The sequence below is a fragment of the Streptomyces sp. NPDC037421 genome (assembly GCF_055602105.1).
Genome location: NZ_JBVJWV010000017.1, coordinates 67,022 through 79,725, shown reverse-complemented (window position 1 = coordinate 79,725; position 12,704 = coordinate 67,022). Strand labels below are relative to the sequence as shown.

The 12,704-nt window shown below is 70.6% G+C and carries 11 protein-coding genes and 1 riboswitch; of the genes, 7 read left to right on the top strand and 4 right to left on the bottom strand.

Annotation, left to right across the window (positions count from 1 at the left end):
* Window positions 1-180: 180 nt before the first annotated feature.
* A complete protein-coding gene (locus ACZ7IF_RS23680) occupies window positions 181-1,467 on the bottom strand; it encodes an extracellular solute-binding protein (RefSeq protein ID WP_470974527.1) in 1,287 nt (428 codons plus the stop codon).
* 297 nt (window positions 1,468-1,764) lie between these two features.
* On the opposite strand from ACZ7IF_RS23680, the gene ACZ7IF_RS23675 reads away from it, so the two are divergent.
* The 6 genes from ACZ7IF_RS23675 (at window position 1,765) to ACZ7IF_RS23650 (ending at window position 9,429) form a co-directional block, all read left to right on the top strand.
* The gene (locus tag ACZ7IF_RS23675) at window positions 1,765-2,529 is read left to right on the top strand and encodes a GntR family transcriptional regulator (RefSeq protein ID WP_267036634.1); all 765 of its coding nucleotides are present in this window, start codon (window positions 1,765-1,767) and stop codon (window positions 2,527-2,529) included.
* 129 nt (window positions 2,530-2,658) lie between these two features.
* Window positions 2,659-4,899 carry a carbon starvation CstA family protein gene (locus tag ACZ7IF_RS23670; protein WP_470974523.1) on the top strand — a complete coding sequence of 747 codons (2,241 nt, stop codon included), beginning with the start codon at window positions 2,659-2,661 and terminating at the stop codon, window positions 4,897-4,899.
* Entirely contained in the window at window positions 4,896-5,093 is a 198-nt protein-coding gene (locus tag ACZ7IF_RS23665; protein ID WP_007266448.1) for a YbdD/YjiX family protein, read from the top strand. Before ACZ7IF_RS23670 ends, ACZ7IF_RS23665 begins: the two co-directional genes overlap by 4 nt.
* 112 nt (window positions 5,094-5,205) lie before the next feature.
* Window positions 5,206-5,700, top strand: coding sequence for a GNAT family N-acetyltransferase (locus tag ACZ7IF_RS23660; RefSeq protein WP_470974519.1), 495 nt, complete (start codon window positions 5,206-5,208; stop codon window positions 5,698-5,700).
* A gap of 64 nt (window positions 5,701-5,764) precedes the next feature.
* Window positions 5,765-5,841: riboswitch (adenosylcobalamin-variant (AdoCbl-variant) riboswitch) on the top strand.
* Window positions 5,842-5,998: 157 nt separating this feature from the next.
* On the top strand, window positions 5,999-8,413 hold the full coding sequence (locus ACZ7IF_RS23655) for a ribonucleoside-diphosphate reductase subunit alpha (RefSeq protein WP_470974516.1): 2,415 nt from the start codon (window positions 5,999-6,001) through the stop codon (window positions 8,411-8,413).
* Complete coding sequence (locus ACZ7IF_RS23650; protein WP_470974513.1) at window positions 8,413-9,429, top strand: ribonucleotide-diphosphate reductase subunit beta; 1,017 nt, start codon at window positions 8,413-8,415, stop codon at window positions 9,427-9,429. Before ACZ7IF_RS23655 ends, ACZ7IF_RS23650 begins: the two co-directional genes overlap by 1 nt.
* Here ACZ7IF_RS23650 and ACZ7IF_RS23645 read toward each other — a convergent pair.
* Window positions 9,426-9,653, bottom strand: coding sequence for a hypothetical protein (locus ACZ7IF_RS23645; RefSeq protein ID WP_470974510.1), 228 nt, complete (start codon window positions 9,651-9,653; stop codon window positions 9,426-9,428). The genes ACZ7IF_RS23650 and ACZ7IF_RS23645 overlap by 4 nt on opposite strands.
* Window positions 9,654-9,734: 81 nt before the next feature.
* Between ACZ7IF_RS23645 and ACZ7IF_RS23640 the strand changes: the two genes are divergently transcribed.
* Window positions 9,735-10,703 carry a helix-turn-helix domain-containing protein gene (locus ACZ7IF_RS23640; RefSeq protein ID WP_470974507.1) on the top strand — a complete coding sequence of 323 codons (969 nt, stop codon included), beginning with the start codon at window positions 9,735-9,737 and terminating at the stop codon, window positions 10,701-10,703.
* A 197-nt stretch (window positions 10,704-10,900) separates the two neighbouring features.
* Here ACZ7IF_RS23640 and def read toward each other — a convergent pair whose 3' ends face one another.
* Both def and ACZ7IF_RS23630 read right to left on the bottom strand, forming a co-directional pair.
* Window positions 10,901-11,536: a peptide deformylase gene (gene def / locus ACZ7IF_RS23635; RefSeq protein WP_470974504.1), complete on the bottom strand. Its 636-nt coding sequence runs from the start codon at window positions 11,534-11,536 to the stop codon at window positions 10,901-10,903.
* A 58-nt stretch (window positions 11,537-11,594) separates the two neighbouring features.
* On the bottom strand, window positions 11,595-12,590 hold the full coding sequence (locus ACZ7IF_RS23630; protein WP_470974501.1) for a tetratricopeptide repeat protein: 996 nt from the start codon (window positions 12,588-12,590) through the stop codon (window positions 11,595-11,597).
* Window positions 12,591-12,704 lie beyond the last annotated feature (114 nt).

Below are 12,704 nucleotides of genomic sequence, written 5' to 3'. Positions count from 1 at the left end.
GGTCTTTCTTGGGGATTGTGGTTCTCGCCCCGGGTGGGGTACGTTGCGAGGTTTTGTTTCCGCTGAGGTGAGTTGGGGACCAAAAGGCGCCACGGGGGGGGGGGGGGGGGGTTGCCCCCCCCCCCCCCCCCCCGGTGCGTTCACACTGCTGGGCTGTGCGGGTACTGCCGGGTGGGGCTGTTACTTGTTGATGCGGTTCGCGATTTCCTTGTCCGCTTCCGCGCCCGCCTTGGCGGCGTCCTCACCCTTCAGGACCTTGGTCATGAACTCCTTGATCGGGTTCGGCTCGGTCTCGACGTTCGCCCAGCCGGCGGTCACCGGGGTGATCTTGCCGTTGAGGCCGGCCTTGGCCATGGCCTCGGCGAAGGAGCCGGCGGCCGGGGTGAAGTTCGCGCCGACCTGGTTCGGCAGCAGCGCGCCCTTGACCTCGGCGGCGTACTTGGTCATCTGGTCCTTGCCGGTGGCGAGGGCCAGCCACTCCTTGGCGAGCTCCTTGTTCTTGGAGCGCTCGGCCACGGCGAGGTTGGAGCCGCCGAGGAAGACGGTGCCGGACTTGTCGGCCGTCTTGCCCGGGATCGGGAAGTAGCCGAAGTCGGCCTCCTTGCCCGCGTCCTTCAGGGCCTTCTCGGCACCGCCGGCCTCCCAGCCGAGACCGATCCAGGAGGAGACGCCGCCCTTGGGGACGATGTCGGTGGACTGCTGCGGGGTGGCCTCGTCCTTGTCCTTCGGGGCGGTGGAGAAGGACTGGAGCTTCTTGTAGAAGTCCATCGCGGAGGCGGCCTGCGGGGTGGCCAGCTGGCCCTTCCACTTGCCGCCGTCCTTGACGGCGAGGTCGCCGCCCTCGTCCCAGATGAAGCCGGCGAGGATGTACCAGCTCTGGCCGGGCAGGTAGATGGGCTGCGCGGACGGGTCGGAGGCCTTCAGCTTCTCCAGGCCGGCGATCCACTCGTCGCGGGTCTTCGGCGGGGTGACGCCGGCCTTCTCGTAGGCCTTCTTGTCGTAGACGACGACGCGGTTGGCGGCGTACCAGGGGGCGGAGTAGAGCTTGCCCTCGACCTCGGCGGAGGCGAGCATGCTCTTCTGCCAGGCGTCGGCGCCGAGCTTGGCCTTGTCCTTGGTGAGGTCGGCGAGGCCGCCGGTGACGGCGTAGCCGGCGGTCTGGGTGTTGCCGAGCTCAATGACGTCCGGCGGGGTGTTCTCGGAGAGGGCGGTGGTGACCTTCTCCTGGATGCCCGTCCACTTCTGCTCCTCGACCTTGACCGTGACGCCGGGGTGCTTGGCCGAGAACTCCTTGTTGACCTGCTCGATCCAGGCCTTCGGAGCGGAACCGTCCATCACCCAGACGGTGATCTCCTTGGCGCCACCCGACGCGTCGGACTTCGGCTTGTCGTCGCCGCCGTTGCCGCACGCCGCGACACCGACCATCATGCCCACGACACCGACCGCCGCAATGAGCTTGCGCTTCACGCCACCCTCCTCAGGGATGCTGCTGCTTTGCACCTTCCCTCGCCCGCCGCGGTGACGTACGTACCAAGTACTGCCGTGGGGCCGGGATCTGATCCACATTGGTTTAGACCAGTACCGGGAGCTTGGCCTAGACCTTTAGGGGTGTCAAGGGTCTAATGAGCGGGTGCTCGGTCCGTTATCGGACCGACACCTGGGGGAGGGGAGGAGGCCTGCCCTCCCGCCCGTGTCACCATGTGACCGCACATATCGGAGGAGCCGGTGACGGCAGCGAAACTGGAGTCGGGAAGGCGGGCGGCGATGGCCACCGAAGGGGCGACCACGGAGCCGGAAGGCGGGGCAGCCACTCGCACGGCGCGTGTGCCCAAGTACTACCGACTCAAGCGGCACTTGCTCGACATGACCGACACGCTCCCCCCCGGCACCCCCGTGCCGCCCGAACGTACGCTCGCGGCCGAATTCGACACCTCCCGGACCACCGTCCGGCAGGCCCTCCAGGAGCTCGTCGTCGAGGGCCGGCTGGAGCGCATCCAGGGCAAGGGCACCTTCGTCGCCAAGCCCAAGGTCTCGCAGCCGCTGCAACTCTCCTCCTACACCGAGGACATGCGGGCCCAGGGCCTGGAGCCCACGTCCCAGCTCCTGGACATCGGGTACGTCACGGCCGACGACACCCTCGCGGGCCTCCTGAAGATCGCCACGGGCGGGCGGGTGCTGCGCATCGAGCGGCTGCGCCTGGCCAGCGGCGAACCGATGGCCATCGAGACCACCCACCTGTCGGCCAAGCGCTTCCCGGCGCTGCGCCGCTCCCTCGTCAAGTACACCTCGCTCTACACCGCCCTCGCCGAGGTGTACGACGTCCGGCTCGCGGAGGCCGAGGAGACCATCGAGACCTCCCTCGCCACCCCGCGCGAGGCCGGACTGCTCGGCACCGACGTGGGCCTGCCGATGCTGATGCTCTCGCGGCACTCCCTGGACGCCGACGGAGAACCGGTCGAATGGGTGCGATCGGTATATCGCGGCGACCGTTACAAGTTCGTTGCCCGTCTCCAGCGACCTGCCACCTGATCACCGGTTGACTCCCCCTTCGACCTGGGTGGACGCTCGTACCGCTATGCGGACGGGGGCTTACATCCAGCGGTAACCCCCCGTAGATTCCCTGCGCTTAAGCAGATGATCAACGAGGGGACGAGGATCATGCCGGAACCGGAAGCAACAGGTACGGACGGGGCTCCGACAGCGGGAGGAGCGGCGGGTCCCGGCTCGCCCCCTCCTTCGGGAAGGACCTCCCCCCAGTCGATCGCCGTCTGGGTGGGCGTGGCCCTCGTCGGGGCCCTCGGCTGGGGCGTGCTCGCACTGTCCCGGGGTGAGGAGATCTCGGCCGCCTGGCTGCTCGCCGCCGCGCTGGGCTCGTACGCCATCGGCTACCGCTTCTACTCCCGGTTCATCGCCCACCGCGTCCTGCGGCTCGACAAGACCCGGGCCACCCCCGCCGAACGCCTCGACAACGGTGTCGACTTCCACCCCACCGACCGGCGCGTGCTCTTCGGCCACCACTTCGCCGCCGTCGCCGGCGCCGGCCCCCTGGTCGGCCCGGTGCTGGCCGCGCAGATGGGCTACCTGCCGGGCACCATCTGGATCGTCGCGGGCGTCATCTTCGCCGGCGCCGTCCAGGACATGGTGACCCTGTTCTTCTCCACCCGGCGCGACGGCCGCTCGCTCGGCCAGATGGCCCGGGACGAGATCGGCCCCGTCGGCGGCGCCGCCGCCCTCGTCGCCGTGTTCGTCATCATGGTCATCCTGCTGGCGGTGCTCGCACTGGTCATCGTCAACGCGCTTGCGCACTCCCCCTGGGGTGTCTTCTCCATCGGCATGACCATCCCGATCGCCCTCTTCATGGGCGTCTACCTGCGCGTCCTGCGGCCGGGCCGGGTCACCGAGGTCTCCGTCATAGGCGTCGCACTGCTGCTGCTCGCCATCGTCGCCGGCGGCTGGGTCGCCGACTCCTCCTGGGCGAGCACCTTCACCCTGGAGAAGGAGACGCTGGTCATCTGGATGGTCGTGTACGGCTTCATCGCCTCGGTGCTGCCGGTGTGGCTGCTGCTCGCGCCCCGCGACTACCTGTCCACCTTCATGAAGGTCGGAACCATCGCCCTGATGGCGGCCGGCGTCGTCATCGCGATGCCGACGCTGAAGATGCCCTCGGTCACCGACTTCGCCGCGCGCGGCGACGGCCCCGTCTTCGCCGGGTCGATGTTCCCCTTCGTCTTCATCACCATCGCCTGCGGCGCCCTGTCCGGATTCCACTCGCTGGTCGCCTCCGGCACCACCCCGAAGATGATCCAGAAGGAGACCCAGGTCCGGGTCATCGGCTACGGCGCCATGCTCACCGAGTCCTTCGTCGCCGTCATGGCGGTGATAGCGGCGAGCATCATCGAGCCCGGCCTCTTCTTCGCGGTGAACTCCCCCGGCGGCGTCATCGGCGCCACCGTCCAGACAGCCTCGAAGGCGGTCACCGACTTCGGCTTCGCCATCAGCCCGGAAGCCCTCGCGCAGGCCGCGAAGGACGTCGAGGAGGCCAGCCTGCTGTCCCGTACGGGCGGTGCGCCGACCTTCGCACTCGGAATGTCGGAGATCTTCTCGTCGGTCATCGGCGGAGCCGGGATGAAGGCCTTCTGGTACCACTTCGCCATCATGTTCGAGGCCCTGTTCATCCTGACCACCGTCGACGCCGGCACCCGCGTCGGCCGGTTCATGCTCCAGGACACCCTCGGCAACGTGCACAAGTCCTTCAAGGACGTCAGCTGGAAGCCGGGCGTGTGGCTCGCGAGCGCCGTCGTCGTCGGCGGCTGGGGCTACTTCCTGTGGGTCGGCGTCAAGGACCCGCTGGGCGGCATCAACCAGCTCTTCCCGCTGTTCGGCATCGCGAACCAGCTGCTCGCGGCGGTCGCACTGGCCGTCTGCACCACGCTGCTGGTCAAGTCCGGGCGGCTCAAGTGGGCCTGGGTCACGGGCGTTCCGCTGGCCTGGGACGTGGCCGTCACCCTCACGGCGAGCTACCAGAAGATCTTCTCCGACGACGTGAAGGTCGGCTTCTTCGCTCAGCGCGACAAGTACCAGACCGGCATCGACGCCGGGAAGGTGCTGCCGCCCGCCAAGAACATGGACGACATGCACACCGTGGTCACCAACGCCACGGTCGACGGGGTCCTGTCGGCGCTCTTCGCGGTCCTGATCGTCATCGTGCTGGTGGACGCGGCCCGGGTCTGCTTCAAGGCCGTCTCCCGCCCCGAGTCGGTCCGCCTCTCCGAGGTGCCCTGGACCGAGTCGAAGATCATCGCCCCGGCCGGGCTCATCGCCACCGCCGAGGAGAGGGCCGAGCTCGCGGCCGCCGGCCTCGACGGCAGCGGCGGCAGGGCCAAGGAGCCGGTCGCGTGAGCGGGGTGCGCGGGGCGCTGGCGAAGGCCCGGTTCTACGTACGGGAGTTCTCCGGCGAGGCCGCGTACGACCGCTACGTCGCGCACGCCCGCTCGCACGACCCGGACGCCGAGGTCCTGACCCGGCGCGCCTTCGAGCGGGCCCGCACCGACGCCCGCGAGGCGGACCCCCGCGAGGGCTTCCGCTGCTGCTGAGCACATGACGGGGCCCCGCCGGACGTGTCCGGCGGGGCCCCGTCGTGCGTCGTCGGTCACGAGGCTCGAAGACGGCGCCGGTCCCCGGCACCCGTCCGGCACACTCGGCGGCATGGACTTCGAGATCAGAACGGCGCGGGCCGACGAGTACGGGCGGCTCGGGGAGATCACCGGGGTGGCCTACAGCGGGGACGGGCTGCTGGACCTGAACGAGGACGACACCTACCTGAACGTCCTGCGCGACGTCGCCGGGCGGGCCGGCGACGGGGAGGTGCTCGTCGCCGTGGAGGACGGCCGGGTGCTCGGCGGCGTGACGTTCGCCGCACCCGGGAGCCGGCTCGCGGACGTGGCCGGGCGGCACGAGGCCGAGTTCCGGATGCTCGCGGTGGCCCCCGAGGCACGCGGCAAGGGCGTCGGTGAGGCCCTCGTACGGGCCTGCGCCGAACGGGCCCGCGCCCTGGGGGTCACGGCCCTGGTGCTGTCCACCCAGCCGGCCATGCGGGGTGCCCAGCGGATCTACGAACGGCTGGGCTTCGTACGCACTCCGGAGCTCGACTGGTCGCCGATCCCGGCGCTGAAACTGCTGACCTACCGTCTGGAGCTGTAGCCGCGCCGACACAACATGTGGTGGGTCGCGCACGGGCGGCCCCCCACATGTATGCTCATCCTCGCTGTCGCCGCAGGGGAATCCGGTGCGAATCCGGAACTGTCCCGCAACGGTATGAAAAGTCCGAGGACCTGCCGACAGTGCGCCCGGATCGACCGAACCGGGTGTCGACACGTCCGGGCCTCGCGGTTGGGCCGGTGGACGCCATGCGGTGTGTACGCGATCCCGTCGTGCCCGCATGTGCCTCCCCGCGCCCCGATCCGCCGATGACCGGGCCGAGCGAGGGAGAGCTCCCGCCGTGACCATCGCGCCTTCCGCACCGCGCGCCGAGTCCGTTTCTGGCGACACCACCGAAGGCCCGGGGGCCGCGCTGCTGCGTACTCTCACCGAGCTGACCGCCGACCTCCCCGACACCGACCCCGGCCGGGTCGCCGCCGCCGCCCTGCGCGGCCGCAGCGCCTCCGCCGACGAGGCCGAGCTGCGCGGGCTGGCCACCGAGGCCGCGGCGGGCCTGATCTCCGAGGACCCCGCCTACTCCCGCCTCGCCGCCCGCCTGCTGACGCTGGCCGTGGCCGACGAGGCCGCCGGCCAGGGCTCGGGCTCCTTCGCCGAGTCCATCGCCGTCGGCCACCGCGAGGGCCTGATCGCCGACCGCACCGCCGAGTTCGTCGCCGCCCACGCCGCCCGCCTGGACGCCCTGGTCGAGCACGCGCTCGCCGAGGGCGCGGACGACCGCTTCGGCTTCTTCGGCCTGCGCACCCTGCACAGCCGCTACCTGCTGCGCCACCCGATCACCCGCCAGGTGATCGAGACCCCGCAGTACTTCATGCTGCGCGTGGCCTGCGGCCTCGCCGAGGACACCGCGCCTGATTCGAAGAGCGGCGTCCAGGCCGTCGAGGAAGTCGCCTCCCTCTACCGGCTGATGAGCCGCCTGGACTACCTGCCGTCCTCCCCCACGCTCTTCAACTCCGGCACCCGCCACCCGCAGATGTCCTCCTGCTACCTGCTGGACTCCCCGCTGGACGAGCTGGACTCGATCTACGACCGCTACCACCAGGTGGCGCGCCTGTCCAAGCACGCCGGCGGCATCGGCCTCTCGTACTCCCGCATCCGCGCCCGCGGTTCGCTGATCCGCGGCACCAACGGCCACTCCAACGGCATCGTGCCGTTCCTGAAGACCCTCGACGCCTCCGTCGCCGCCGTGAACCAGGGCGGCCGCCGCAAGGGCGCCGCCGCCGTCTACCTGGAGACCTGGCACGCGGACATCGAGGAGTTCCTGGAGCTCCGCGACAACACCGGCGAGGACCAGCGCCGTACGCACAACCTCAACCTCGCCCACTGGATCCCGGACGAGTTCATGCGCCGCGTGAACGCCGACGCCGACTGGTCGCTGTTCTCCCCGGCCGACGTCCCCGAGCTGGTGGACCTCTACGGCGACGACTTCGACGCCGCCTACGTCAAGGCCGAGGCGGCCGGCCTGTCCAAGAAGACCATGCCCGCCCGCGACCTCTACGGCCGCATGATGCGCACCCTCGCGCAGACCGGCCAGGGCTGGATGACCTTCAAGGACGCCTCCAACCGGACCGCGAACCAGACCGCGCTGCCCGGCACCGTCGTCCACTCCTCCAACCTCTGCACCGAGATCATCGAGGTCACCAACGACGACGAGACGGCCGTCTGCAACCTCGGCTCGGTCAACCTCGGCGCGTTCGTCGCCGACGGCGAGATGGACTGGGCGCGCCTGGACGAGACCGTCCGCACGGCCGTGACCTTCCTCGACCGCGTCGTGGACATCAACTTCTACCCGACCGAGCAGGCCGGCCGCTCCAACGCCAAGTGGCGTCCGGTGGGCCTGGGCGCGATGGGCCTCCAGGACGTCTTCTTCAAGCTGCGCCTGCCCTTCGACTCGGCCGAGGCGAAGGCCCTGTCCACGAAGATCTCCGAGCGGATCATGCTGGCCGCGTACGAGGCCTCCTGCGACCTCGCCGAGCGCTCCGGCCCGCTCCCGGCCTGGGCCGAGACCCGCACCGCCCAGGGCGTCCTGCACCCCGACCACTACGAGACCGAGCGCCACTGGCCCGAGCGCTGGGACGCCCTGCGCGCCCGCATCGCGAAGTCCGGGATGCGCAACTCCCTGCTCCTCGCCATCGCCCCGACGGCGACGATCGCCTCGATCGCGGGCGTGTACGAGTGCATCGAGCCGCAGGTCTCCAACCTCTTCAAGCGCGAGACGCTCAGCGGTGAGTTCCTCCAGGTCAACGCCTACCTGGTGGAGGACCTCAAGCAGCTCGGCGTGTGGGACGCGCAGACCCGCGAGGCGCTGCGCGACTCCTCCGGCTCCGTCCAGGGCTTCGGCTGGATCCCGGCGGAGGTCCGCGAGCTGTACCGCACGGCGTGGGAGATCCCGCAGCGCGGCCTGATCGACATGGCGGCGGCCCGTACGCCGTACCTGGACCAGAGCCAGTCGCTGAACCTGTTCCTGGAGACGCCCACCATCGGCAAGCTCAGCTCGATGTACGCGTACGCCTGGAAGCAGGGTCTGAAGACCACGTACTACCTGCGTTCGCGCCCGGCGACGAAGATCGCCCGCGCCGCGTCCGGCGCCGCCGCCGTCCCGGCCGCCGCCGCCCCCGCCCAGCTGCCCCAGGCCCTCGACGCCGAGGCTCTGGCCTGCTCCCTTGAGAACCCCGAGTCCTGCGAGGCCTGCCAGTAATGAGCTCCACCGACAAGAAGAACCTCCTGGACCCGGGCTTCGAGCTCACGCTCCGCCCGATGCGCTACCCGGACTTCTACGAGCGCTACCGGGACGCGATCAAGAACACCTGGACGGTGGAGGAGGTCGACCTCCACTCCGACGTCGCCGACCTCGCGAAGCTGACGCCGGCCGAGCAGCACATGATCGGCCGTCTGGTCGCGTTCTTCGCGACGGGCGACTCGATCGTCTCGAACAACCTGGTGCTGACGCTGTACAAGCACATCAACTCCCCGGAGGCGCGCCTGTACCTGTCGCGCCAGCTGTTCGAGGAGGCCGTGCACGTCCAGTTCTACCTGACGCTGCTCGACACCTACCTGCCCGACCCGGACGACCGCGCGGCGGCCTTCGACGCGGTGGAGAACATCCCGTCGATCCGCGAGAAGGCGCAGTTCTGCTTCAAGTGGATGGACTCGGTCGAGAAGATCGACCAGCTGGAGACGGCCGCCGACCGGCGCCGCTTCCTGCTGAACCTGATCTGCTTCGCCGCGTGCATCGAGGGCCTGTTCTTCTACGGTGCCTTCGCGTACGTGTACTGGTTCCGCTCGCGCGGCCTGCTGCACGGTCTGGCGACCGGCACGAACTGGGTCTTCCGGGACGAGACCATGCACATGAACTTCGCCTTCGAGGTCGTGGACACGGTCCGCAAGGAGGAGCCGGAGCTCTTCGACGACGCGCTCCAGCAGCAGGTCACGGACATGCTGAAGGAAGCCGTCGAGGCGGAGCTGCAGTTCGGCCGCGACCTGTGCGGGGACGGCCTGCCGGGCATGAACACCGACTCGATGCGCGAGTACCTGGAGTGCGTCGCCGACCAGCGCCTGGTCCGCCTCGGCTTCCCGCCGGTGTACGGCTCGCAGAACCCCTTCTCGTTCATGGAGCTCCAGGGCGTCCAGGAGCTGACGAACTTCTTCGAGCGCCGCCCGTCGGCCTACCAGGTCGCCGTGGAGGGCACGGTCGACCTGGACGAGGACTTCTAGGCCCCGGCCGCAGTTCCGGACGCCGTTCGGCATGCCGACGTCCCCGCCCGCGGAGAGATCCGGGGGCGGGGACGTCGTGCTGTGCGGGCCCGGGCAGCGCGGGGCCCGGCCGCCGCGGCGAGCTGGCGGTCGGTGCGCCGCTCGCGCAGGGCGCCGTGCAGGGCGGGGGCGAGGAGGAGGGCGGCGACGGCGAGGACGGTGAGGTAGTCGAGGAGCGTGTTCATGACTCCACTCTCGGCCGGCGGGCGAAAACCGGACAGTGGCAGGACTGTCATGGAAGAGCGAATTACTGCCACACTGGATCCATGCTGAAGAACGTGGCGGTGGCCCTCGTCGACGGAGTGGCGCCCTTCGAGTTCGGGATCTTCTGCGAGGTCTTCGGGATCGACCGGAGCGAGCAGGGGCTGCCCGTGTACGACTTCGCGGTGTGCGCGGCCGAGGAGGGCCCGCTGACCATGGCGGACGTCGGCTTCGCCATCGCGCCGGCGCACGGGCTGGAGCGGCTGGAGGAGGCCGATCTGATCTGCCTGCCCGCCGACCGGCAGGCACCGGTACGGGACTACCCCGAGCCCTTCCTCGACGCCCTGCGCCGGGCCGTGGACCGGGGGGCCCGGGTGCTCAGCGTGTGCAGCGGCGCCTTCGTGCTCGGCGCGGCCGGGCTGCTGGACGGGCGGCGCTGCACCACCCACTGGATGCACGCCGCGGCACTGACCCGCCGCTACCCGGCGGCCCGGGTCGACCCGGACGTGCTCTACGTCGACGAGGGGTCCGTGATCACCTCCGCCGGCACGGCCTCGGGCATAGACGCCTGCCTGCACGTCGTGCGCCAGGAGCACGGCGCCGAGGTGGCCAACACCATCGCCCGGCGGATGGTCGTACCGCCCCACCGCGACGGCGGCCAGGCCCAGTTCATCCAGCGGCCGCTCCCCCGCACCGCCTGCGACACGGTCGGCGAGGTGATCGGGTGGATGGCCCGGCACCTGGACGGGGAGATCACCGTCGAGCAGCTGGCGGAGCGGGCCCACATGTCGCCGCGGACCTTCGCCCGCCGCTTCCTCCAGGAGACGGGGACGACCCCGTACCAGTGGGTCCTGCGCCAGCGGGTGCTGCTGGCGCAGGAGTTGCTGGAGTCCACCGACGACACGGTGGACGCCATCGCGGGCCGTAGCGGCTTCGGCAACGCGGCCGCTCTGCGCCATCATTTCCTGCGGACCCTGGGCACCACCCCCAACGCCTTCCGCCGCGCCTTCCGGGGACCCCGCGCGGTGGCCTGAGCGGAGACCAACGGCCGGTAATCGACGGTGACTTGACATTCGGGGAAGGCAGGTCTGGCCGGGCTCCGGCGGCGGTGATGTCATCCGAAGGCACCGGCTGCGCCCCGCAGGGCGCGCCGGTCGCGCTCCCCCCACACACGAAGGCCCCGCTCCGGTTCCGGAGCGGGGCCTTCGTACACGCGGGGCGCGCGGGCGGGTCAGTCGTTCGGGACGACCTCGTAGCGCGGGGTGTTCTCCGCCATCTGGCGCAGCGCGTCCTTGCGGTCGCGCTTCGAGAGGCGGTCGATGTACAGGTAGCCGTACAGGTGGTCGGTCTCGTGCTGGAGGCAGCGGGCGAAGTAGCCGGTGCCGCGGACCTTGATCGGGTTGCCCTGCGCGTCCTGGCCGGTGACCTCGGCGTAGTCCGGGCGGGCCAGGGAGGCGTACGCGGTCGGGACGGACAGGCAGCCCTCGTTGGAGTCGTCCAGCACGCGGGCCGCGGCGGGCAGCTCGACCAGCCTGGGGTTGACCACGACGCCGGTGTGGCGCACGCCGTCGTCGTCCGGGCAGTCGTAGACGAAGACCTTGGCGTCGACGCCGATCTGGTTGGCGGCCAGGCCCACGCCCTCGGCGGTCTTCTGGCTGGCGAACATGTCGTCGATCAGCCGCGCCAGGTCGTCGCCGAACTCGGTGACGTCCTTGCACTCGCTGTGCAGCACCGGGTTGCCGACCACCGTGATCGGGCGGGACGTACCGCGCTCGCGGTAGGCCAGCTCGCGCGCCTCACAGTCCTCGGTGTCCACGACGTAGCCCTCGTCGTCGATCGGGGTCACCTGGTTCTCCTGCTGCGCCATGTCCGCCGTACGCCTTCCCTCAAGTCCGTGGTGTGCCCGTACAGCCTACGGCCCAGGGTCAGCAGACTTCCTCCAGATCCCGCCACTCACGGCTGTCGGGGCTGTCGGCGACCCAGCCGTCGAGCAGCCCGCGCACCAGGCCGGCCGGCGCCGCGATGCCGCATTCGCGCTCGGGTACCCACAGGGAGCCGGATCCGGCCGTGCGGTGGCCCAGCGGGCCGGGGTGGCCCGGTTCGCTGTGGTCGTGCGGGTCCAGGTGGTCGCCGTTGCCCTCGCCGCTGGGCATCGCGCTCTCCGAACAGGTCCGGCACAGCAGGCGCACCGAGGAGGACCAGTCCTCGGCGGCGAAGCCGGCGTCCGAGGCCAGCTGCTCCAGGGCGTCGCGGTCGGCCTCGGTGGCGGCCTCCAGCAGCACCACCCAGGTCGGCACCGGCGAGGGGGCCCAGAGCTCGATCTCGTCGAAGACCGGGTACGAGGGGCCGGCCGCGGTGATCCGCTCGCCGTGCGGCACCCCGTCGTGCAGGACGACCTCGCCCCAGCGCCGTCCCGAGGAGGGCAGCGGGATGGACAGGACCTCCATCCGGGCTGGGTCGAGCCTGCGGCCCCACACGACCTCGGCCTCGCCCTCGGGCGACAGCCGTACGGCCGCGCTGCCGAGCTCCATGCCCACCGGCTCGCCCGTACCGGCGGAACTGTGCGGGTCCCCGGGCACCTTCAGCCCGTACGCCTGCCAGGCCCTGCGGGCCAGCGGCCAGTCCTGGAGCGCGGTCGCGGCGATGCCGACGTTCCACCAGTCCGGGGCGCCGGTCTCCCGGTCGAGCAGGGCCACGGCGCGCAGTCCGGCGGCCCTGGCCTGCTCCCAGTCGTGCCGGAACTTGTGGAGAAGTGCCAGGTTGAACCAGGACTCGGACAGCCAGGGCTCCAGGTCGGCAGCCCTGGTCAGCAGCGCGCCCGCGTCCTCGTACCGACCGTCGCCGATCAGCGTGAACGCGCGGTCGGTGGCCTGCCGCCACGAGGCGGAGGGCCGATGCCGTACCTTCCCGAAGATCCTCACGATTCCCGCCTGCTTGGGGGCACCCCCAGCGGTGGCTGGGGGACAGGTGCAGCCTTGCGCACACCCTCACGGACACTCCTACTGCATCCAACCATGCCCGCTCGGACGGCCGCT